This is a genomic window from Microbacterium sediminicola (assembly GCF_039531125.1).
Classification (GTDB): domain Bacteria; phylum Actinomycetota; class Actinomycetes; order Actinomycetales; family Microbacteriaceae; genus Microbacterium; species Microbacterium sediminicola.
The window spans coordinates 685,808-706,890 of the sequence record NZ_BAAAPL010000001.1; the positions used below are offsets into that span (position 1 = coordinate 685,808).

A 21,083-nucleotide genomic window follows, 5' to 3' on the forward strand; every position below is an offset into this window, starting at 1 on the left:
CCCTTAGCGTGGAGGCGAAGACGATACGTGACGAACGACTGATACGTAACCGGGGAGACCTCGATGACCACGCGCGACCAGCCACCCGTACCACCCCGGGCGGTTGCCCGAGTCATACGTGAGGTGAACGACCCGGCGCTGGGGCGCGGAATCCACCCTGCGCTGATCCCGGGTATCGGCGTGGAGCACACCGGCAGGAAGTTCTCCACCAACGTCGCCGTCTTCGTGACGGCCGGAGTGCTCGTGCTCGGTGTCGTGATCTGGGCGCTGGTGGCGCCGGAGAACCTCTCTGCCGTCGGCGGTTACCTGCTGGCGTGGGAGACACAGGGATTCGGATGGCTCTTCTCGGCACTAGCAATCGTGGTGCTCGGATTCATGCTGGTGGTCGGGTATGGCCGGACAGGTGGCATCCGGCTCGGTGCCGATGACGAGAAACCGGAGTTCTCCACCACGTCGTGGGTGGCGATGCTCTTCTCCGCGGGAATGGGCATCGGGCTGCTGTTCTACGGGCCGTTGGAGCCGCTGTCGTTCTTCGTGGACCCTCCTCCGGGGTTCTCGGCAGCACCGGAGACGGTCAACGCGATGAAGGATTCCCTGGCGCAGACGATCTTCCATTGGGGGCCGTTCGCCTGGGGTTTCTATGCGCTGGTCGGTGGTGCGATCGCCTACGGGGCCTATCGGCGCGGGCGCGCCCCGCTCATCTCGGGGATTTTCGAGCCGCTGTTCGGGCGTCGCGTCGACGGGTGGGCTGGCGGTGTCATCGACGTCTTCGCGATCATCGTGACGCTGTTCGGGACTGCGGTGTCACTCGGAATCGGCATCCTGCAGATCGGGCGCGGGATTGAGGTCATCGGCGGTATCGACGAAGTGAGTGAGGGTCTTCTCATCGCGTTGCTCGCGATCTTGACCGGTTTGTTCGTGTTGTCGGCTGTGTCTGGCGTGAAGCGCGGCATCCGTGCGCTGTCGAACATCAACATGGCGTTGGCGGGGCTTCTCGCCCTGTTCGTGTTCGTCGTCGGTCCGACGCTGTTGATCGTCACGATGATCCCGTCGGGTCTCATGACCTTCTTCACAGATCTCGGGGTCATGCTCTCGCGCAACGGCCTGCAGAGCGACGCCGCCGCCTCGTTCATGGCGTCGTGGACGACGTACTACTGGGCGTGGTGGATTTCCTGGTCGCCGTTCGTCGGCATCTTCATCGCCAAGATCTCCCGCGGTCGCACCCTGCGTGAGTTCGTCACGGTGGTGATCCTCGTGCCCTCCAGTGTCTGCTTCGTGTGGTTCACGATCCTCGGCAGCACCGCCATGGATCAGCAGATGCAGGGGGACGGCGTCGCGGATGTCTCACAGCCCGAGGACGTCTTGTTCGCGATGCTCGGCAATCTCCCGTTGCCACTTCTCACCTCGATCGTGGCGATGATCTCGATCATCGTCTACTTCGTGACATCGGCCGACTCCGCATCGATCGTCATGGGATCCATGAGCCAGCGCGGCAAGCCGGAGCCGTCGATGTGGGTGACGATCACGTGGGGACTGCTGCTGGGAGCGGTGGGCGGCTCACTGCTGTTGGCAGGAGGTTCGACGGCGCTGGGGGGTCTTCAGTCGATGATGATCGTGACCTCCCTGCCGTTCGCGGTGATCATGATCGGCATGATGGTGGCGTGGGGCAAGGAGCTCCGGACCGACCCCTACATGCTGCGGAGGAAGTTCGCCCAGGCGGCCATCGCTCAGGGTGTGCGGCAGGGGATCGCCGAGCACGGAGACGACTTCGTGTTCGAGTCCACCGAGGTGGACGCTGGCGAGGGTGCGGGAGCGTGGCTCGATACGGAGGACCCGGAGCTCACCGAGTGGTACACGACGGCGACGCAGGAGATCTCCGTGGTCACGGCCGAGGATGTCGAGCGTACGCTCGAGCCCGGCCACATCCAGCCCAAGGGTCCCGACCGCCCGGATCATCGAGCCTCGGGTGACGCGGCCACCGTGGCCGAACGGCCCCGCGGTCATGGCGAGGGTCGTAGCGGGAAGCGCGATCAGGACGGGGGCGATCCGGTTCCCTAGGATGAAGCCATGCGCATCCACATCGCCACGGACCACGCCGGCATGGAGTTCTCCACGCAGCTGCAGCACCATCTCGCCGAGCAGGGCCATGAGGTCATCGACCACGGACCGATCGTCTATGACGCCGTCGATGACTACCCCTCGTTCTGCATCCGGGCCGCGCTGGGCGTGGTCGCCGATCAGGAGGCGGGCGTGGAAGCCCTTGGCATCGTGTTCGGAGGGTCGGGCAACGGTGAGCAGATCGCCGCGAACAAGGTGCGAGGCATCCGGGCGGCTCTGGTGTGGAACATCCCCACGGCGGAGCTGGCCCGCGAGCACAACGACGCGAATGTCATCGCGATCGGCGCCCGCCAGCACACTTTCGGGGAGGTTGTGACCTTCATCGACCGCTTCATCTCGACGCCGTTCTCGGACGAAGAGCGCCACGTGCGCCGGATCGCGCAGATCGCCGCGTACGAGGCGGACGGATCTCTGCTCCCCGACCCGCGTGACGCCTCGGGTAGCGAGCCGGGAGATGCATTCGATCCGGAAGCTGGTTGATGCCCGAGGGACACTCCGTCCACCGGATCGCACGGCAGTTTGCGCAGAACTACGTCGGTCGCGCCGTCCGGACTTCCAGCCCTCAGGGGCGGTTCGCCGAGGGAGCCGCGCTGATCGACGGCCGTGAGATGCTGGCCGCGCGCGCGGTGGGCAAGCAGATGTTCCTGGAATTCGAAGGCGATCTGTGGCTGCGGGTGCACCTGGGAATGTACGGCGCCTGGGATTTCGCCGGAACCATCGAGGTCGACCCCACGATCGCCTCGGCGAACGGCCGCATGGGCCAGACCAACCAGCGAGGCACGGATCTGGGAGAGGTGGAGGTCTTCGACGCGGCGGGGGAAAACTCGCTGAGCTCCATCGGGGCGCCGCGACGGGCGCGCGCGCACGTGCGCATGTCGGAGCAGACCACCGGCCTTCCTGCGGATGATCACTGGCCCCCGCACCCGGTCGGACAGGTGCGCCTGCGCCTTCTCACGGATGTCACGTGCGCGGACCTGCGCGGACCCACCGCGTGCGAGATCCAGACGCCCGATCAGGTCGTCGCCGCAATCGCGAAGCTCGGGCCGGACCCGCTGGTCGACGATGTCGATGAGGCCGAGGAGCGGTTCGTCGCGGTCGTTCGGCGAAAGCCCACCGCGATCGGGCTGCTGCTCATGGACCAGGCGGTCGTCAGCGGCATCGGCAATGTCTATCGCGCGGAGTTGCTGTTCCGCGCGGGCGTGAATCCCTACACCTCCGGGCGCGACGTGCCCGAAGACACCGTTCGCGCGCTCTGGCGGGATTGGGTGAGACTGCTCCGGATCGGTGTCGAAACGGGTCAGATGATGACGATGGACGGTCTGGATGGCGACGCCTACCGGCGAGCGATGGCACATCGTGACGACCGCCACTGGGTCTACCACCGCGCGGGTCTGCCGTGCCGAGTGTGCGGTACGGCGATCGTCGTCGAAGAGGCCGCCGGTCGCAAGCTCTATTGGTGCCCCTCATGCCAGGCGTGAACGGCCGGGGTGCCCGGGTCGGCACGATCCTCGGTGTGCGGGTGGCAGGTCCCGGGGTAGAGCTCCTGCCGTTCGAGGGGCCGTGGGATGTCGTCATCGACGATGCCGGACGGATTGCCGACCTGCGGCTGCCCGGCATCCTGCCACCCGTGGGTGACACCCTCGATGGGGACGGCGCCTGGCTGGTCCCCGGGCTCTGGGACCACCACGTGCATGTCGTCCAGGCCGCGCTCGCCGCGCGTCGGCATCCGTTGGGAGACGTGAAGAGCGCGCACGTCGCGGCGGAGGCGATGGCCGGTGCGGCCATGGACGAGGACGGTCGTCGCGTCGGCACCGGTTTCCGTGACGCGCTGTGGCCGGATCTTCCCTCACTGGACATGCTGGATGCCGCCACGGGTGATGTCGCGACCTACCTCATCAACGCGGACGTCCACAGCGTGTGGCTGAACACCGCCGCGTTCCGGCGCGAGGGCATGACCCCCGTCGACAGCACGGGCCTACTGCGCGAGGAACCGGCATTCGAGATCTCGCGCCGCCTGAACGCCGCGTCGGCCGAGCGGGCGGATGCCGCGGTCGCACGCTTCGCGCAGGGAGCGGCCGCACGCGGCGTCGTCGGTCTGGTGGACTTCGACATGGGGTGGAATCCCGAAGCATGGCAGCGTCGCACCGGCGGCGGCTTCGATACGCTCCGCATCGAGTTCGGCACGTACCCCGCGATGCTCGATCGGCTGATCGCGGAGGGATGGACGACGGGAGACCGGGTATCCGACCTCGTGACGGTGGGGAGCCTGAAGGTGATCAGCGACGGGTCGCTCGGGACGCGTACCGCGGCGTGCTCGCACCCGTATGCGGGTACGCACGACGATCGCGGCGTGCTGACGGTGCCGCCCGGCGAGTTGCGCGCCCTCATGACCGAGGCGACGGCCAACGGCATCTCTTGCGCGATCCACGCGATCGGCGATCTTGCGAATTCGCATGCCCTGGATGCCTTCGCCGTGACCGGGGCGCGGGGGAGTATCGAGCACGCGCAGCTGGTCTCGGCCGTCGATGTACCCCGCTTCGCGCGGCTGGGGGTGACCGCGAGTGTGCAACCGGAACATGCGCTCGACGACCGTGACATGACCGACACGCTGTGGGCACATCAGACCGCGATGCCGTATCCGCTGCGCGCGTTGGCTGACAGTGGGGCCAACCTCACCCTCGGCTCGGACGCGCCGGTCGCCGCGCTCGACCCCTGGGCGGCGATGGCGTCGGCGGTTTTCCGCACCCGCGACGGACGTGAGGCGTGGCAACCCGGCCAGGCGCTGCCGCTGGAGGTGGCGCTTGCGGCGTCCACACACGGTGGCTCTGAGCACCCGGCGAGGATCGCGGTAGGAGAGCCGGCAGACCTGGTGCTGTGCGAAACCGACCCGCGGGTGGCCGGCGAACGCGAACTCCGTGCGATGGAGGTTCGGGCCACCCTTGTGGGCGGGCGCATCACTCACCTGGGCTGACACGCCGCAGGGGCCCGAGACACGAGTCCCGAACCCCTGCGTGGTGTTCCGCGGCCGCCTACTCGGCGAGGTGCGCGAAGAGGAACCAGCGGTCCTTCTCGAGCGTCTGCTGGATGCTGATCGCGACGTCCTGGCTTGTCAGGTCCACTTCGTCGAGGCCGTCGACGGCAGCCTTCACGTCGGCGATGACCGCGTCGAGGTCGGCGATCATCGCGCGGCACATGGCATCCCACGGCGTGAACCCGGCGGGAACGGCAGATGCGGTGGCCTTGGTCGAGATCGTGGACAGCCGTGCGTCGACGGGAAGTCCCAGGGCGACGATGCGCTCGGCCGCCTCGTCTGCGGCCTCTTTTGCGTGGTCGACGACGGTGTCAAGCAGCTCGTGGATGGCGATGAAGTTCGCGCCGCGCACGTTCCAGTGCGCCTGCTTTCCGTTGACGGCGAGCGCTTGGAGACCGAGGACGACAGGGGTCAGCAGTTGGGCGGCGGCCGCGGCGACGGTCGGGTCGGCGGCGGTCGCGGGGGTGGTGCGGGTGTCAGTCATGTCGAACCTCCTTGAATCGGGGTGCTTCGTCACCCTCACGTTACTTCGCCGCGCAAAATGCGCAAGCAAGTCAGTACTGGCTAACCCGGAATCGGTGCGGGCGTGTCCGATGGAGCCCAGCGTCGGGTCGCTGCCGGCATCTGCCGTCGCGACGACTACCGTCGAGCTGTGGTGACACCCTCCGAGCAGCCCCAGGATCTCTCGACACCCTCGGGCCCGATCCTGCGCGAACCGTCGGAGCGTTCACCGGAGCATGCGGAACCCTCTCGCTTTCTGCCGCACGTGCAAGGTTTGCGTGCCATCGCGGTGCTGCTCGTCGTCCTCTACCACTTCTGGCCGGGGCGCCTTCCGGGTGGCTACGTGGGCGTGGACGTGTTCTTCGTCATCTCGGGCTTTCTCATCACGGGACACCTTTCCCGTGAGCTCGTCCTGACCGGGACGGTGCGCCTCGGCCAGTTCTGGGCGCGGCGCGCGCGACGGCTACTGCCGGCCTCGTTGCTCGTGCTGCTGTTCTGCGCGCTGGTCGCGATGACGCCTTATCTCACTCCGACATCGGCCGTCGCGTCCCAGGTGCGCGAGATCATCGCCTCGACCTTCTACGTCGAGAACTGGTATCTCGCGCTCACCTCCGCGGACTACCTCAACCACCAGGGAGACCCGTCCTCCGTCCAGCACTACTGGTCGCTCTCGCTCGAGGAGCAGTTCTACGTGTTGTGGCCACTGTTGATGCTGGCGGCCGCGTGGGTGGCGACGCGGTGGGTGCGCGGACGCGTGCGCCTCGCCGTCATGTGGACGCTCGCAGGCGTCGCCCTGGCATCCTTCGCGTACTCGGTCATCCTCACCGCGACCGATCCGGCCCCGGCGTACTTCGTGACGTTCGCGCGCATGTGGGAGTTCGGCCTCGGCGCGATGATCGCGCTGATCCCCGCACTGCGCATCCGCTCAGCCTGGGCGAGCTTCGCGCTGGGCTGGGCCGGGATCATCGCGCTGTTGTACACCGCATTCAGCTTCGACGGGCAGACGCCATTCCCCGGCTACGCCGCCCTGTTGCCCGCACTGGGTGCGGCGGCGATCATCGCAGCGTCCAACACTGAGCGGTGGTGGTATCCCACTCGCGTCCTCGCGCTGAGGCCGGCGCAGTTCGTGGGAGACATCTCGTACTCGTTGTACCTGTGGCACTGGCCGCTCATCATCATCGCCCCGTGGGTGCCGTTCTGGGGTCTCACGATCTACCATCGCGTCGCGCTCCTCGCGCTGTGCTTCGTCCTCGCGTGGCTGACCAAGCGGTTCGTCGAGGACCCCGCCCGCCGGTGGAAGGTGCTCACCGAGCGACCCGCGCGCGTGACGCTATGGGCGGCGCTGGCAGCGATGCTGGTGGTGGCGGGGACAGCAGGTACTGCCTGGGCGATCAACGCGAAGGCGTATGCGGACGGTGTGGCCGCGATCGAGCAGGTGCGCGAGAACCCGCCGGAGTGCTTCGGAGCGGCGCTCGTCCTCGATGAGGGCTGCGCGGATGCGGATTTCGCCGGTGTCATCCTTCCCGCGCCCGGGTTCGCCGGGGTCGATCGGCCCGCCGACGAGGAGTGCTTCGTTCAGCTGAACGACGCGCGTCCGGTCAGCTGCGAGTTCGGCTCGGTTGATTCCGATGCTCCTGTCGTGGCGCTTGTCGGTGACAGTCATGCGTTCCAGCTGCTGTCGACCTTCCAGCAGATGGCCGATGACAACGGCTGGCGATTGGTCACGTTCTTCAAGGGCGCCTGCCCGTGGAACACGACACCCCTGGCCACCGGCGGAGCCTTCGGGGCATCCTGCGACGCGTGGCGCGCGGCGATGACCGCGGAACTGGAGGCACTCGACCCCGATGTGGTGTTCACCTCGGCGCTGGCGACGACGCCCTATGCATCATCCGGCTCCGGGTCGACCCATGACGCGGCGGTGGCGGGCTATGAGGAGGCATGGAGCGAGGTCACCACACGGGGGATCCCGGTGGTGACGGTCGTCGACAATCCGGTCTGGGAGACAGATCCGAACAAGTGTCTGCGCACGCGGGATGCCGCCGAGTGCGTAGGCGCCCGTGCAGACGTCCTCGTCACGGACGATCCGCTGCGCGATGCCGCGGATGCCATGGCCGAGGTCACGCTGCTGGACTTCACCGACGTCTACTGCGACGCCCAGTGGTGCTACCCGGTGGTCGGCGGCGCCAATCTTTATCGGGACCAGGATCACCTGACGGTGACGTTCGTGAACACGCTCGCCCCGTACTACACCGCAGCGCTTCGGGAAGCCCTGGGTGAGGCATCCTCGGGGTGAGCGCCGGCGCGACAGGGGCCTGACGTACGCTCGCAGCATGACTTTCGACCAGGCATCCGTCCTCTCGATCCCGGGCAAGACCCCCCGCGTCGATCCGACCGCCTTCCTGGCCCACGGTGCGCGGGTCATCGGTGATGTGACACTCGATGCCGAGGTGAGCATCTGGTACAACGCCGTCGTTCGGGCCGACAGTGGCTCGGTGACGATCGGCGCGGGCTCGAACATTCAGGACAACGTGTCGGTGCACGTCGACGCCGCCCACCCCGTCGTGATCGGCCGCGGTGTCTCCGTCGGGCACAACGCGGTGGTGCACGGGTGCACGATCGAGGATGACTGTCTCATCGGTATGGGGAGCGTCGTCCTGTCGGGAGCCGTGATTGGGACAGGTTCGCTCGTGGCCGGGGGAGCGGTCGTGCTCGAGGGCACGATCATCCCGCCGGGGTCACTCGTGGCCGGTGTCCCCGCCCGCGTGCGCCGTGAACTCACCGCTGACGAGAAAGCAGGTCTGGTGGGGAACGCGCAGGCCTACTTGCGCCACACCGCGTCCCACCGGGGAGCTCGTACATAGCCGGTCCACAGGGATCACAGGTTTCGAACCGACCACGTCCCGCTACGATCGACCGACGCCGACCGTACAGCGGTGCGACACGGCGCCGCTGACTCCCGAGAGGACCTTCGTGCGACTGCCCCGCTTCCTTCTCGACCTCCTCCGAGGTGCGCTCATCGGCACCGCCGAGATCATCCCCGGCGTCAGCGGCGGCACGATCGCCCTCATCGTCGGGGTCTACACGGGCCTGATCACCTCGGCAGGACATCTCGTCCGCGGCGCGGTCCGCGTTGTGATCGATGGGGTACGCGGGCGAGGCCTCGCCCGCGCGCGGGCGCAGTTCGCGCAGGTGCGATGGATGCTGCTGCTGCCGATCGCGATCGGAATGGGCGCGGCACTCGTGATCGGTGCCGCGATCCTCGGGCCGGTCATCGAGGACTACCCGACCCAGACGCGCGCGGTCTTTGCCGGACTGATCGCGGCATCCATCGCGGTGCCGATGGGGATGGTCTCCCACTGGCGGCCGCGCCACGTCGTGCTCGCCGTCGTCGCTGCGGTGTCTGCGTTCGCGCTCACGAGCATCCCGGGGAGCGTGGATGCCGATCCCGCTCTTCCACTGGTCTTCGTCGCGGCGGCCGTTGCGGTGTGCGCGCTCGTGCTTCCCGGCGTCTCGGGATCCTTTTTGCTCCTGACGATGGGGATGTACGCTCCGACGATCGCCGCGGTCAACGACCGTGACCTCGTCTACCTCGGCACGTTCGCCTTCGGCGCCATCGTCGGACTGGGATTGTTCGTCACCGGACTCCAGTGGCTCCTCGAGCATCGACGTGACGCGACGCTCGCCGTCATGACGGGGCTCATGGTCGGGTCTCTTCGTGCGCTGTGGCCGTGGCAGACCGAGGACGGCGGAGTTCTCGCGCCGCAGGGCGACATCCTCGCGATCCTCGGGCTTTTCCTGCTTGGCGTCGCGATCGTCGTGGCGCTGCTGATCATCGAACGTCGGCTGCAGGCACGGCAGCCGCACGATCTCGTCGAAGGTCCGAAGTAGGGTCGGCGATCGTTTCGCACGGCACCCAACGCGAAAGCTCCGCTGCGCCACCTGAGGTGACACATCGGAGCTGTGGAGGGGGTGACGGGAATCGAACCCGCGCAATCAGTTTGGAAGACTGAGACTCTACCATTGAGCTACACCCCCGCATCGGCCAGGCCGAAGCAGCATCCGACAGTCTATACGCGATTGCCGCGTGGCCTCGAACCGCACCGGAGCGGCCGCGTCGGCTAGACTTCTGTGGGCCGTCTGTCGCACGCGTGCGTATCAACCCGCCCGGGGCGTAGCTCAGCTTGGTAGAGCGCCCGCTTTGGGAGCGGGAAGTCGCAGGTTCAAATCCTGTCGCCCCGACATCACGGCCCGACCCCAGACCTTCGCCGCGCGAGCACGCGGTGATTCACGAGGAGAACAACACAGGCATGGTCACCAGCACTGTCGAAAAGCTCAGCGAGACCCGCGTCAAGCTGCTTCTGTCGATCACCCCCGACGAGCTCAAGCCGAGCATCGCCCACGCATACGAGCACATCGCCAAGGACGTCCAGATCCCCGGCTTCCGCAAGGGGAAGGTCCCGGCGCCGATCATCGACCAGCGCATCGGTCGTGGCGCAGTCCTCGAGCACGCCGTCAACGACGGGCTCGACCGGTTCTACCGCGAGGCCGTCCAGGCGCAGGAAGTGCGCGTGCTCGGCCGCCCGAGCGCGGAGATCGTCGAGTGGCCGAACGAGAAGGATTTCTCGGGTGACCTCAAGGTCGAGATCGAGGTCGACGTCCGCCCCGAGATCACGCTGCCCGAGTTCGCCGGTCTGACCCTCGAGGTCGACGCGCTCGAGGTCGATGACGCCGCGGTCGACGCGGAGCTCGACAAGCTTCGCGCCCGCTTCGGCACGCTCATCACCGTCGACCGTCCCGCCGCGACAGGGGACTTCGTCGAACTCGACCTGGTCGCCACCATCGAGGGCAACGAAATCGACCGCGCCGAGGGCGTGTCCTACGAGGTCGGCTCGGGTGAGCTGCTCGAAGGCATCGACGAGGCCATCGACTCCCTCACCGCCGGTGAAGACACCACCTTCCGCTCGAAGCTGGTGGGCGGTGACCACGCGGGTGAAGAGGCCGAGGTCGCCGTATCGGTCAAGAGCGTCAAGGAGCGCGAGCTTCCCGAGGCTGACGACGACTTCGCGCAGATCGCCAGCGAGTTCGACACGATCGCCGAGTTGCGTGAGAGCCTGCAGAGCCGTGCGGGTGAGCAGGGCGGCTTCGAGCAGAGCGCCGCTGCGCGTGAGAAGTTCATCGAGCTGCTGCTCGAGCAGGTCGAGATCCCCGTTCCCGCGGGTCTGGTCGAGGATGAGGTGAACAACCACCTCGAGTCCGAGGGGCGTCTGGAGGATGACGAGCACCGTGCCGAGGTGACCGAGGCATCCGAGAAGCAGTTCCGCACCCAGATGCTGCTGGACACCCTCGCCGAATCGCTCGACGTGCAGGTCTCGCAGGACGAGCTGACCCAGTACCTGATGCAGTCCGCCGCGCAGTACGGCATGGCGCCGCAGGACTTCGTCAACGCGCTGCAGCAGAACAACCAGCTGCCGGCGATGGTGGGCGAGGTCGCGCGCAGCAAGGCCGTCGTCGTCGCGCTCCGCACGGTTTCGATCGTCGACACGAACGGCGCCGCCGTCGACCTGTCGATCTACCTCGGCACCGACGAGGACGAGGCTGAGGCTGAGGAAGAGGTCGTCGAGGAGGCCGAGGAGATCGTCGCCGAGGCTGAAGCCGAAGAGGCCGCAGAGGAGAAGCCCGCTCCCAAGAAGCGTGCCCCGCGCAAGCCGAAGGCCGCCGACGCGGAGTAATCCGCGCCGCTGCACGTTCCGGATGCCTCGACCCCGTGTGGGGTCGGGGCATCCGTCGTCTGCGCGCTCTGCCCAGGGCGAACACGACCGGGGGGCGCGAAGCGCGCCGGTAGATTCGAAGCACGCAACGAAACGGGAGCACACATGGCTGAACCACTTGTCGCGACGAGCGTCTTCGACAGGCTGCTGAAGGACCGCATCATCTGGCTCGGGTCAGAGGTGCGCGACGAGAACGCGAACGAGATCTGCGCGAAGATCCTGCTCCTCGCTGCCGAAGACTCGCAGAAGGACATCTACCTCTACATCAACTCGCCCGGCGGTTCGATTACCGCGGGCATGGCGATCTACGACACGATGCAGTTCGTGCCCAATGACATCGTCACGGTCGGAATCGGCATGGCGGCATCCATGGGTCAGCTTCTGCTCACCAGTGGCACCAAGGGCAAGCGGTACATCACCCCGAATGCCCGCGTGCTGCTGCACCAGCCGCACGGCGGCTTCGGCGGCACGGCCAGCGACATCCAGACGCAGGCAGCGCTGATCACCTCGATGAAGAACCGCCTCGCCGAGATCACCGCGGCCCAGACGGGCAAGACGGTCGAGCAGATCAACGAGGACGGCGACCGCGACCGTTGGTTCACCGCCGACGAGGCGCTCGAGTACGGATTCGTCGACCACATCCGCGAGCACGCGGCCGACGTCGCCGGCGGCGGCGGCACGGACACGAAGTGACCGCAGGCGAAAGAGAGAGAACCCGCATGAACATCCCGACCTCCGGTCTCCCGCAGTCCTCGCCCGCCGGCCTTCAGATGCCGGGCAGCCGCTACATCCTTCCGCAGTTCGAGGAGCGGACGGCCTACGGCTACAAGCGCCAGGACCCGTACAACAAGCTGTTCGAGGACCGCGTGATCTTCCTCGGCGTGCAGGTGGACGATGCCTCGGCCGATGACGTCATGGCGCAGCTGCTCGTCCTTGAGTCGCAGGATCCCGACCGCGACATCATCATGTACATCAACTCGCCCGGTGGATCCTTCACTGCGATGACGGCGATCTACGACACGATGCAGTACGTGTCGCCGCAGATCCAGACCGTCGTGCTCGGTCAGGCGGCCTCCGCGGCCTCCGTGCTGCTGGCGGCGGGTGCTCCCGGCAAGCGCCTGGCGCTGCCGAACGCCCGCATCCTCATCCATCAGCCGGCGATGGGGGAGGCCGGCCACGGTCAGGCCTCCGACATCGAGATTCAGGCGCAGGAGATCCTGCGGATGCGCACTTGGCTCGAGGAGACCCTCTCCAAGCACTCGAACAAGACCCCGCAAGAGGTCAACAAGGACATCGACCGCGACAAGATCCTGTCGGCCGAGGAAGCCGTCACCTACGGTCTGGTCGATCAGGTCCTCACCACTCGCAAGCGCGGTCCGATCGCAGGCAAGTGACAGCTCCGGTCGGGCGCCCCGGTTCTTCGGAGCCGGGGCGTTCGCCGTTTCCGCAGTGAGTTCGTTCCAATCCCGTACGATGTCGGTGCGCTCGGTTAGGCTCGTTGCACGACCAGAGGCCACCCCAACCCAGGAGGACCCTGATGGCACGCATCGGTGAGAGCGCCGACCTGTTCAAGTGCTCTTTCTGCGGGAAGAGCCAGAAGCAGGTGCAGCAGCTCATCGCGGGTCCGGGTGTGTACATCTGCGACGAGTGCGTCGAGCTGTGCAACGAGATCATCGAAGAGCGGATGGCTGAATCCGGCGACGGTGAAGTCGCCGACTTCGACCTTCCCAAGCCGCGCGAGATCTTCGCGTTCCTCGAGGAGTACGTCGTCGGCCAGGAGGACGCCAAGAGGGCGCTGTCGGTCGCGGTGTACAACCACTACAAGCGCGTCCGCGCCCACGGCACGCTCCAGCCCGCCGAGCAGCGCGCCGAGGACGTCGAGATCGCCAAGAGCAACATCCTGCTGCTGGGCCCGACCGGATGCGGCAAGACCTATCTCGCGCAGACGCTCGCCAAGCGCCTCAACGTCCCGTTCGCGGTCGCGGATGCGACTGCGCTGACCGAGGCCGGATATGTCGGCGAGGATGTCGAGAACATCCTGCTGAAGCTGCTGCAGGCCGCTGACTTCGACACCAAGCGCGCCGAGACCGGCATCATCTACATCGACGAGGTCGACAAGATCGCGCGCAAGGCGGAGAACCCCTCCATCACCCGCGACGTCTCGGGCGAAGGCGTGCAGCAGGCGCTCCTGAAGATCCTCGAGGGCACGGTGGCCTCCGTGCCGCCGCAGGGCGGTCGCAAGCATCCCCACCAGGAGTTCATCCAGATCGACACCACGAACGTGCTGTTCATCGTCGCGGGTGCTTTCGCGGGACTCGAGGACATCATCTCGTCACGCGTCGGCAAGCACGGCGTGGGCTTCGGTGCACCGCTGCACAACAAGGGCGACGATCTGAGCCTGTTCAGCGAGGTGCAGCCCGAAGACCTCCACAAGTTCGGACTGATCCCCGAGTTCATCGGTCGTCTTCCGGTCGTCGCTTCGGTGTCGCCGCTGGACTCCGAGGCCCTCATCGAGATCCTCACGACGCCCAAGAACGCCCTGGTCAAGCAGTACCAGCGGATGTTCGAGATCGACGGCGTCTCCCTCGAATTCGACGACGAGGCGCTCAAGGCGATCGCCGAGCTGGCGGTGACCCGCAAGACCGGTGCGCGCGGGCTCCGCGCGATCCTCGAAGACGTGCTCGGTCCGATCATGTTCGAGATCCCGTCGGCCGAGAACGTCGACAAGGTGGTCGTCACCCGGGCAGCCGTGGACGAGGGCGCAGCCCCCACGCTCGTTCTGCGCCAGGCGCGCAAGACCGCCTGATCCCCAGACGCTGTCGGAGGCCGGCGGTACCGTCTCCACATGCCCCACATCGTCTACGACACCGCCTGCACGTTCAACGGCTGGATCGCGGATCAGCGTCAGTCGCTGCAGTGGCTGTTCGACGTCCCCGGCGCGGACGACCCTGACCCGAGCATCCAGCCGCCGTCCCGCGCGCTGATCGTCGAAGGGTCCTCCACCTACGAATGGTTGTTGAGGGAGTCTGACCTGCTCGCGCACCCCGAGCGCTGGCAGGAGTACTTCGGTGATCGTCGCACGTTCGTCTTCACGAGTCGCCGGCTGCCGGTGCCCGACGGCGCGTCGGTGACATTCGTCTCCGGCCCCGTCGTGGACCTGCTTCCGGAGCTGCGCAGCGCCGCCGGTGATGAGGACATCTGGATCGTCGGCGGTGGGGACCTTGCAGGTCAATTCGACGACGCCGGAGCGCTCGACGAGATCGCCCTGACGGTCGCCCCGGTCGCACTCGACGGCGGCGCGCCGATGATGCCTCGTAGGATCGAATCCTCGCGGCTTCGTCTGCTGGAAGCACGGGCCGTGGGCCCGTTCGCACGCCTCCGCTACGCCGTCACGCCCGCCTGATCAGCCGGTGAGGCCGCGGCGCGCGAGGAGCGGCTCGATGTCGGCATCCTGACCGCGGAAGTCGCGGAACGCCTCGAGCGGATCTTTGGAGCCGCCCACCCCCAGGAGTCGATCGCGGAACCGGTCGCCGTTGGCCCGGGTGAGCCCGCCGTTCGCGCGGAACCACTCGACCGTGTCGGCATCCAGCACCTCGCTCCAGATGTAGGAGTAGTACCCCGCGCTGTAGCCGCCCGAGAAGACGTGGGCGAAGTAGGTCGACGAGTATCGGGTAGGGACCGCGGGGTCGTCCAGTCCGATCTCGGCGAGCGCAGCCGCCTCGAACGCGGTGACATCGATGTCCGCGGCGGCCTCGTCCGCTCCGAGACGGTGCCACGCCTGGTCCAGCCACGATGCGGCGAGATATTCGCTCGTCGCGAAGCCCTGGTTGAAGGCCTCGGAGGCGTGCAGCTTGTCGATGACCTCCGCCGGCAGGGGCTCGTCCGTGTCGAGATGACGTGCATACCGGGTCAGAACCTCGGGCCACAGCATCCACATCTCGTTGACCTGGGAGGGGAACTCGACGAAGTCGCGGAAGACGTTCGTGCCGGCGAAATGGGGGTAGGTGACGGTGGCGAACAGTCCGTGCAGCGCGTGGCCGAACTCGTGGAAGAACGTCGTCACCTCATCCATCGTGAGAAGCGTCGGCAGGTCCCCGCTCGGCTTCGACACATTGAGGTTGTTCACCACGACCGGCGCAGTCCCGCGCAGACGCGACTGCGAGACGATCGAGTTCATCCACGCCCCGCCGCGCTTCGAATCGCGCGTGTAGAGATCGAGCAGGTACAGCCCGAGTGCCGAGCCGTCCTCGTTGAAGACTTCGAAGACGCGCACGTCGTCGTGGTAACCGGGGATGTCCGGCCGCTCGACGAAGGTGATGCCGTACAGTAGCGTCGCCGCGCGGAAGACGCCGTCCTGCAGAACGCGCTCCGCCTCGAACCAGGGTCGCAGCGCCGCGGCGTCGATGTCGTGCTCGGACGCGCGCACCCTCTCGGTGTAGTACGCCCAATCGTGCGCCGCGATGTCGAAGGGCGCCGGCTCGGCATCCGCCATCCGCTGCAGGGCCGCCCGTTCGCGGTGCGCGTTCCGAGCGGCCGGAACGGCGAGGCGGAAGAGCAGATCCTGAACGGCCTCGGGGGTCCCTGCCGTCTCGTCGGAGGTGATGTAGGCCGCGTGGGAGGCGAAGCCGAGGAGGGTCGCGCGCTCCGCGCGCAGACGCACGATCTCGAGGAGGACGGGGCGATTGTCGTACGCGTTGTCGCGGCTGCCGCGTGCGCGGGAGGCGGCCATGATGCGTGCGCGGGCATCGCGGCGGCGCAGTGAACCCAGCAGCGGGTGGCCGGTGAACAGGGGGAGCGAGATCAGCCACTTTCCTTCCAGGCCGCGTTCGGTGGCGGCCCGCGCGGCCGCGGACAGCTCGCCCGCGCCCAGCCCCTCGAGCTCGGACGCATCGTCGAAGACGACGGCGAGGTCGTTCGTGTCGTTCAGCAGGTTCTTCTCGAACGTCGTCGTCAGCGTCGACAGGCGGCCGTTGAGTGCCGTGAGGCGCTCCTTCTGTGTGGCATCCAACCCGGCCCCTGCCTGTGTCATCTCGCGGTAGTGGCGCTCGACGAGATAGCGATCCTCGGCGGACAGATCGAGGGAGTCGAGCTTCGCGTGCACGTCCTGGATCCGCCGGTACAGCGCCGCGTCGAGCTGGATCGCATCGGTGTGCGCGGCCATGAGCGGCGCGAGGGTCTCCTCAATCTCCTGGATCGCGGGCGTGGCGTCGGCAGACGACACCGTGTAGAAGGTCGCCGCGATGTCGTGGAGAAGCGCACCGCTCGCCTCGAGCGGCACCATCGTATTGGCGAAGGTCGCCGGATCCGGGTCCGCGGTGATCGCACGGATCTCGTCGAGGTGCCGTGCGAAGGCCTCCTCGAAGGCCGGCAGGTAGTGCTCGGGGCGGATGGCTGTGTAGTCGGGCAGTCCGTAGGGGAGAAGCGAGGGGGCGAGCAGGGGGTTCGCGGCATCCGCAGGTGTCATTCCCTCACGATACCGAACGCAGAGATTCATTTGCAAAGAAATCCTTGCAAAGAAGGCTTTGCATTGGTACCGTGAGGGCATGACCGAGGAATCGCAGGATGCTCAGAAGGCGGCGCACCTCCGCGACGCCCGCGAGCTGGACGCCGGGGCGCTGCGCGCACTCGCGCACCCGCTGCGCGTGCAGATCTACGACATCCTCAGCCAGTTCGGGCCCCAGACGGCCAGCTCTCTGGCAGAGCAGCTGGGGGAGTCATCCGGTGTGACCAGCTACCACCTGCGCGCGCTGGCCAAGCACTCCCTCATTCGCGAGATCCCGGATCGCGGGACGGCTCGGGAGCGGTGGTGGGAGCGGCCCCAGGGCGCGGTTTCGATGGCGAGCCCTGACGCCGTGAAGACACCTGCGGGGCGCGCGGCCAGCCAGGTCGTGCTCGCCGAGTTCTACCGTCGCCGCAACCGCCAGCTCGAAGACTTCCTTGCGCGGGTCGGTCGACAGGATCCCGCCGACTGGAGCGCGATGCTCAGCAGCGCGACGGTTCGGATGACCGATGCCCAGTTCGAGGAAGTGGCGCAGGCGCTCGACGAGGTGATCAGCGATGCCGCGAATCGCTTCCGCGACCAGGAGGGTGAGGGCGTTCGTCCCTTCACCATCCGCACCGACATGTTCCCCCTGACCGATCATGAGGAGTCATCATGAGCGCGATCGCCGCCGAAGCGGGCCGCCTCAGCACCCTCGACCGCCTGCTGCTGCGTATCGCTGAGCGCATCGAACGTCGCCTCGAGCTGCGGCTCGCTCAGATGAGGGCGCGCCAGGCGGATGCCTGCCACGAGGCGATCGTCTCGTATGCCGAGCGCCGTCAGGACGCGCGCGCGGCGGGGACGATCGGCATTCTGCCGCGATGACGACGGATGCTCCCACGACCGAGCGCCCCGCGCTCGGTCGTGCGTTCGGCAAGCTGTGGACGGCTGCGGCGTCCGATCGCCACCCTGTTGGGCGCGCGTCTGCTGCTGGCTGCGACCAGCGTCGCGGCGGGCACGATCGACGACGAGCGCTGAGTCAGTCCTCGTCGTCGATCGTGCGAACGGCAGCGGTCCCGTCGTGCTCCATCGTCACGAGTACGCCGGTGTCGAGCTCGGCGATCGGTCGACCCTCGAGCCAGGTGAGCGTCCAGCGCGGACGAGGCTGACCGAGCGGGTCGGCCGGGAGCGCGCCGTCGACCGAGGCGATCGCGGCGTGGAGTTCCGCCGGGACGGCTCGGGGCGGGACATCGCCCGAGGTCCATCGCGTGCCCAGCTGCATGTCAGACCTCACCCAGGACGATGTCGGTCACACCGGTCGACTCGGCCTCGGCGTAGGCGAGTTCGGCGATCCGTCCGACGGCTTTCAGATCGCCCTCGGCCTGCTGCAGCAGGGCGAGGGTCTCGGCGCTCGCGCCCAGGGTGAGAGAGGTCACGGGCGTCTTCTGCGAGGCCTTGGCCTCGGTCTTCGCGCGTCGCACACCGATGAGCGCCTCACCGACGGCGGTGAGAACAGCGGGGTCGCCGGCGATGTCGAGCGGCTCAGGCCAGGCGGCGGCATGGATCGATCCGTCCTCGAACCACGACCAGGCCTCTTCGGTCGCGAACGACACGACGGGGGCGAGCAAGCGCAGCTGGGCCGATAGCGCGAGCCGAAGGGCGAGCGCGGCGGATGCCTGACCGACGTCGGTCTGGTCGTAGGCCCGCTCTTTCACGAGCTCGAGGTAGTCATCGCAGAAGGTCCAGAAGAACGCCTCGGTCACTTCGAGCGCCCGGGCGTGGTCGTAGGACTCCAGCGCCGTCGTCGCTTCGCGGATCACGCCGTCGAGTGTGGCCAGCATCGAGGCATCCAGCGCATGAGTGACCTCTGCGCCCTCGGGTACCGGGAACGAGAGCACGAACTTGGCGGCGTTCAGGATCTTGATCGCCAGGCGCCGGCCGATCTTGATCTGGGTGGGGTTCTGCGGATCGAACGCCGCGTCGGTGCCGAGTCGGCTCGATGCCGCCCAGTAGCGCACGGCATCCGAGCCGTGCTGGCGGAGGATATCGGCCGGGGTGACCACGTTGCCCTTGGACTTGGACATCTTCTTTCGGTCGGGGTCAACGATGAAGCCCGAGATCGCCGCGTGCTTCCACGGTGCGCGGCCGTCCTCGAGGGCGCTGCGCAGCATTGTGGAGAACAGCCACGTGCGGATGATGTCCTGGCCCTGCGGGCGAAGATCGAAGGGCGCCACGGTGTTCCACAGCTCTTCATCCCGCTCCCATCCGCCGGCCAATTGCGGTGTGAGAGACGACGTCGCCCACGTGTCGAAGATGTCGCGCTCACCGTCGAAGCCGCCGGGGACGCCACGCTGCTCTTCGGTGTACCCCGGGGGCACGTCAGTGGTCGGGTCGATCGGCAGCTGGTCGGTCGTGGGCAGCAGGACGCGGTCGTGGTCCCGCTCACCGTTCTCATCCAGCGCATACCACACCGGGATCGGCACGCCGAAGAACCGCTGGCGCGAGACGAGCCAATCGCCGGTGAGGCCACCGACCCAGTTCTCGTAGCGCACGCGCATGAAGTCGGGATGCCAGTCCACTCCCTTGCCCAGTGCGACCAGCGTCTCGCGCAGAGCCTCGTCGCGCGCGCCGTTGCGGATATACCACTGGCGGGTCGAGACGATCTCGAGCGGTCTGTCACCCTTCTCGAAGAACTTCACGGCGTGAGAGAACGGCTTGGAGACCTCGAGGAGTTCACCCGACTCGCCGAGCATCTCGACGACGCGCTTCTTGGCGCTGAACACCGTCTTGCCGGCGAGTTCGGCGTAGGCATCCTTCGCTGCCTGTGTCTCGAGCGCCTCGGGAGCATCTGCCAGCACGCGACCGTCGCGTCCGATGATCGTGCGGTTGGGGAGGTCGAGCTCGCGCCACCACACGACGTCGGTGACGTCACCGAACGTACAGATCATCGCGATACCCGAACCCTTGTCGGGCTGCGCGAGGGGGTGGGCCAGCACCGGGACCTCGACGTCGAACAGGGGAGTGCGCACCGTCGTGCCGAACAGCGGCTGGTAGCGCTCGTCGTCGGGGTGTGCGACCAGGGCCACACACGCCGGCAGCAGCTCGGGACGCGTCGTCTCGATGAGCACGTCGCCCGAGCCGTCCGCCTTGTGGAAGGCGAGGCGGTGGTAGCTGGCCTGCTGCTCGCGATCTTCGAGCTCGGCCTGCGCGATCGCGGAGCGGAAGTCGATGTCCCACAGCGTCGGCGCGAGGGACTGGTAGGCCTCACCTCGCGCGACGTTGTTGAGGAAGGCCAGCTGGCTCGTGCGCATCGTCTCGTCCGAGATGGTGCGATAGGTCTGTGTCCAGTCGACGGAGAGGCCCAGAGAACGCCACAGATCTTCGAAGTGCTTCTCGTCTTCGACGGTGAGCTTCTCGCAAAGCTCGATGAAGTTGCGGCGGCTGATCGGCACCTGGTCGGCGGCGCGTGAGCTCTTGTTGTCCCCACCCTCGAACGGTGGCGTGAAATCCGGGTCGTATGCGAGGGAGGGGTCGCACCGGACACCGTAGTAGTTCTGCACGCGACGCTCGGTCGGCAGGCCGTTGTCGTCCCAGCCCATCGGATAGAAGACGGCCTTGCCACGCATCCGCTCGAAGCGCACCTTCACGTCTGTGTGGGTGTAGCTGAAGACGTGCCCGATGTGGAGCGATCCTGATGCGGTCGGCGGGGGAGTGTCGACCGAGTACACGCCCTCACGACCGGCCTCGACCGCCCGTGGCCGGTCGAACAGATACGTCCCGGCAGCGCTCCAGGCTGCGTCCCACTTCTGCTCAAGGCCCTCGATTGCGGGCTTGTCGGGGATCGTGGCCATGGGTGTCTCCTTGAGCAGTATGTGCGGCACTGTGTGAGCGTGCCTGAGTGTGGGTTGTGCCCGACATTCTACCCGGCACGCGGCATCCTGCCCCGCTCCGCTCGCAGCCCACGTCCCGCGGTCGCGTTCGCAGCCCACGCAGATATCTGCACTCCTGCGCATCAGCCGGCGCGAAAGGCCCGTCGCTGTGCAGATCCCCGTAGCTGTGAAGACTGCCGAACTGTGCAGATCTCTGACACGGAGCGAGCCGCTTCCTCCCCACCCTTGGCCCGACGTCACCTTCCCACTGGGCTCCGCGCGAGTCACCTCAGCTTCGGTCGTCCCCCGCAGGGTCG

The 21,083-nt window shown here is 67.3% G+C and carries 19 protein-coding genes and 2 tRNA genes; 16 read left to right on the top strand and 5 right to left on the bottom strand.

Features of this window, described 5'->3' with window-relative positions:
* The first annotated feature begins 63 nt into the window (after window positions 1-63).
* Genes ABD206_RS03145 through ABD206_RS03160 form a run of 4 tightly spaced genes read left to right on the top strand, consistent with a single transcriptional unit; the run spans window position 64 to window position 5,089 of the window.
* Window positions 64-2,058, top strand: coding sequence for a BCCT family transporter (locus ABD206_RS03145; RefSeq protein ID WP_344069134.1), 1,995 nt, complete (start codon window positions 64-66; stop codon window positions 2,056-2,058).
* Window positions 2,059-2,067: 9 nt separating this feature from the next.
* Window positions 2,068-2,598 carry a ribose-5-phosphate isomerase gene (locus tag ABD206_RS03150; RefSeq protein WP_344069136.1) on the top strand — a complete coding sequence of 177 codons (531 nt, stop codon included), beginning with the start codon at window positions 2,068-2,070 and terminating at the stop codon, window positions 2,596-2,598.
* Window positions 2,598-3,596 carry an Fpg/Nei family DNA glycosylase gene (locus ABD206_RS03155; protein ID WP_344069139.1) on the top strand — a complete coding sequence of 333 codons (999 nt, stop codon included), beginning with the start codon at window positions 2,598-2,600 and terminating at the stop codon, window positions 3,594-3,596. The genes ABD206_RS03150 and ABD206_RS03155 overlap by 1 nt, the downstream gene beginning before the upstream one ends.
* On the top strand, window positions 3,584-5,089 hold the full coding sequence (locus ABD206_RS03160; RefSeq protein ID WP_344071398.1) for an amidohydrolase: 1,506 nt from the start codon (window positions 3,584-3,586) through the stop codon (window positions 5,087-5,089). The genes ABD206_RS03155 and ABD206_RS03160 overlap by 13 nt, the downstream gene beginning before the upstream one ends.
* Window positions 5,090-5,147: 58 nt before the next feature.
* On the opposite strand, the gene ABD206_RS03165 is transcribed toward ABD206_RS03160, so the two are convergent.
* Window positions 5,148-5,633, bottom strand: a complete 486-nt coding sequence (locus ABD206_RS03165) for a Dps family protein (protein ID WP_344069142.1) — start codon at window positions 5,631-5,633, stop codon at window positions 5,148-5,150.
* Between the two features lie 168 nt (window positions 5,634-5,801).
* Here ABD206_RS03165 and ABD206_RS03170 point away from each other — a divergent pair, with 168 nt between their 5' ends.
* The 3 genes from ABD206_RS03170 (at window position 5,802) to ABD206_RS03180 (ending at window position 9,538) form a co-directional block, all read left to right on the top strand.
* Complete coding sequence (locus ABD206_RS03170; protein ID WP_344069145.1) at window positions 5,802-7,943, top strand: acyltransferase family protein; 2,142 nt, start codon at window positions 5,802-5,804, stop codon at window positions 7,941-7,943.
* Between the two features lie 37 nt (window positions 7,944-7,980).
* Window positions 7,981-8,511 (top strand): gamma carbonic anhydrase family protein, encoded by a 531-nt coding sequence (locus tag ABD206_RS03175; protein WP_344069148.1) that lies wholly within the window; start codon window positions 7,981-7,983, stop codon window positions 8,509-8,511.
* A 109-nt stretch (window positions 8,512-8,620) separates the two neighbouring features.
* Window positions 8,621-9,538, top strand: a complete 918-nt coding sequence (locus ABD206_RS03180) for a DUF368 domain-containing protein (protein ID WP_344069151.1) — start codon at window positions 8,621-8,623, stop codon at window positions 9,536-9,538.
* Window positions 9,539-9,611: 73 nt separating this feature from the next.
* Here the strand turns inward: ABD206_RS03180 and ABD206_RS03185 are convergent.
* Window positions 9,612-9,685 (bottom strand) — tRNA-Gly (locus tag ABD206_RS03185).
* A 130-nt stretch (window positions 9,686-9,815) separates the two neighbouring features.
* On the opposite strand from ABD206_RS03185, the gene ABD206_RS03190 reads away from it, so the two are divergent.
* The 6 genes from ABD206_RS03190 (at window position 9,816) to ABD206_RS03215 (ending at window position 14,821) form a co-directional block, all read left to right on the top strand.
* Window positions 9,816-9,889, top strand: a tRNA-Pro gene (locus tag ABD206_RS03190).
* Between the two features lie 68 nt (window positions 9,890-9,957).
* Window positions 9,958-11,379 (top strand): trigger factor, encoded by a 1,422-nt coding sequence (tig, locus tag ABD206_RS03195; protein ID WP_344069153.1) that lies wholly within the window; start codon window positions 9,958-9,960, stop codon window positions 11,377-11,379.
* A gap of 9 nt (window positions 11,380-11,388) precedes the next feature.
* Window positions 11,389-12,111, top strand: coding sequence for an ATP-dependent Clp protease proteolytic subunit (locus ABD206_RS03200; RefSeq protein ID WP_344071400.1), 723 nt, complete (start codon window positions 11,389-11,391; stop codon window positions 12,109-12,111).
* 26 nt (window positions 12,112-12,137) lie between these two features.
* The gene (locus ABD206_RS03205) at window positions 12,138-12,812 is read left to right on the top strand and encodes an ATP-dependent Clp protease proteolytic subunit (protein WP_344069156.1); all 675 of its coding nucleotides are present in this window, start codon (window positions 12,138-12,140) and stop codon (window positions 12,810-12,812) included.
* 143 nt (window positions 12,813-12,955) lie between these two features.
* Window positions 12,956-14,224, top strand: coding sequence for an ATP-dependent Clp protease ATP-binding subunit ClpX (gene clpX, locus ABD206_RS03210; RefSeq protein WP_344069159.1), 1,269 nt, complete (start codon window positions 12,956-12,958; stop codon window positions 14,222-14,224).
* A 39-nt stretch (window positions 14,225-14,263) separates the two neighbouring features.
* Window positions 14,264-14,821 carry a dihydrofolate reductase family protein gene (locus ABD206_RS03215; RefSeq protein ID WP_344069162.1) on the top strand — a complete coding sequence of 186 codons (558 nt, stop codon included), beginning with the start codon at window positions 14,264-14,266 and terminating at the stop codon, window positions 14,819-14,821.
* Here ABD206_RS03215 and ABD206_RS03220 read toward each other — a convergent pair whose 3' ends face one another.
* Window positions 14,822-16,882, bottom strand: a complete 2,061-nt coding sequence (locus ABD206_RS03220; protein WP_344069165.1) for a M3 family metallopeptidase — start codon at window positions 16,880-16,882, stop codon at window positions 14,822-14,824. It abuts the gene before it with no gap.
* Window positions 16,883-16,961: 79 nt separating this feature from the next.
* Between ABD206_RS03220 and ABD206_RS03225 the strand changes: the two genes are divergently transcribed.
* From ABD206_RS03225 to ABD206_RS03235, 3 genes are read left to right on the top strand one after another with little or no spacing between them, the layout of a single operon-like run.
* Entirely contained in the window at window positions 16,962-17,576 is a 615-nt protein-coding gene (locus ABD206_RS03225) for a helix-turn-helix domain-containing protein (RefSeq protein WP_344069168.1), read from the top strand.
* Window positions 17,573-17,782: a hypothetical protein gene (locus ABD206_RS03230; protein ID WP_344069170.1), complete on the top strand. Its 210-nt coding sequence runs from the start codon at window positions 17,573-17,575 to the stop codon at window positions 17,780-17,782. The genes ABD206_RS03225 and ABD206_RS03230 overlap by 4 nt, the downstream gene beginning before the upstream one ends.
* Window positions 17,783-17,788: 6 nt before the next feature.
* A complete protein-coding gene (locus ABD206_RS03235) occupies window positions 17,789-17,935 on the top strand; it encodes a hypothetical protein (RefSeq protein WP_344069173.1) in 147 nt (48 codons plus the stop codon).
* Between the two features lies 1 nt (window position 17,936).
* Here ABD206_RS03235 and ABD206_RS03240 read toward each other — a convergent pair whose 3' ends face one another.
* Both ABD206_RS03240 and valS read right to left on the bottom strand, forming a co-directional pair.
* Window positions 17,937-18,179 carry a hypothetical protein gene (locus ABD206_RS03240; protein WP_344069176.1) on the bottom strand — a complete coding sequence of 81 codons (243 nt, stop codon included), beginning with the start codon at window positions 18,177-18,179 and terminating at the stop codon, window positions 17,937-17,939.
* Between the two features lies 1 nt (window position 18,180).
* Window positions 18,181-20,748 (bottom strand): valine--tRNA ligase, encoded by a 2,568-nt coding sequence (gene valS / locus ABD206_RS03245; RefSeq protein ID WP_344069179.1) that lies wholly within the window; start codon window positions 20,746-20,748, stop codon window positions 18,181-18,183.
* Between the last annotated feature and the right edge of the window lie 335 nt (window positions 20,749-21,083).

Coding starts and splice junctions, on each gene's coding strand:
- ABD206_RS03220 (WP_344069165.1), bottom strand. CDS start 16,882: ATGACACCTGCGGATGCCGCGAACCCCCTGCTCGCCCCCTCGCTTCTC.
- clpX (WP_344069159.1), top strand. CDS start 12,956: ATGGCACGCATCGGTGAGAGCGCCGACCTGTTCAAGTGCTCTTTCTGC.
- ABD206_RS03235 (WP_344069173.1), top strand. CDS start 17,789: ATGCTCCCACGACCGAGCGCCCCGCGCTCGGTCGTGCGTTCGGCAAGC.
- ABD206_RS03230 (WP_344069170.1), top strand. CDS start 17,573: ATGAGCGCGATCGCCGCCGAAGCGGGCCGCCTCAGCACCCTCGACCGC.
- ABD206_RS03155 (WP_344069139.1), top strand. CDS start 2,598: ATGCCCGAGGGACACTCCGTCCACCGGATCGCACGGCAGTTTGCGCAG.
- ABD206_RS03150 (WP_344069136.1), top strand. CDS start 2,068: ATGCGCATCCACATCGCCACGGACCACGCCGGCATGGAGTTCTCCACG.
- ABD206_RS03160 (WP_344071398.1), top strand. CDS start 3,584: ATGCCAGGCGTGAACGGCCGGGGTGCCCGGGTCGGCACGATCCTCGGT.
- ABD206_RS03145 (WP_344069134.1), top strand. CDS start 64: ATGACCACGCGCGACCAGCCACCCGTACCACCCCGGGCGGTTGCCCGA.
- ABD206_RS03215 (WP_344069162.1), top strand. CDS start 14,264: ATGCCCCACATCGTCTACGACACCGCCTGCACGTTCAACGGCTGGATC.
- valS (WP_344069179.1), bottom strand. CDS start 20,748: ATGGCCACGATCCCCGACAAGCCCGCAATCGAGGGCCTTGAGCAGAAG.
- ABD206_RS03225 (WP_344069168.1), top strand. CDS start 16,962: ATGACCGAGGAATCGCAGGATGCTCAGAAGGCGGCGCACCTCCGCGAC.
- ABD206_RS03205 (WP_344069156.1), top strand. CDS start 12,138: ATGAACATCCCGACCTCCGGTCTCCCGCAGTCCTCGCCCGCCGGCCTT.
- ABD206_RS03175 (WP_344069148.1), top strand. CDS start 7,981: ATGACTTTCGACCAGGCATCCGTCCTCTCGATCCCGGGCAAGACCCCC.
- tig (WP_344069153.1), top strand. CDS start 9,958: ATGGTCACCAGCACTGTCGAAAAGCTCAGCGAGACCCGCGTCAAGCTG.
- ABD206_RS03240 (WP_344069176.1), bottom strand. CDS start 18,179: ATGCAGCTGGGCACGCGATGGACCTCGGGCGATGTCCCGCCCCGAGCC.
- ABD206_RS03165 (WP_344069142.1), bottom strand. CDS start 5,633: ATGACTGACACCCGCACCACCCCCGCGACCGCCGCCGACCCGACCGTC.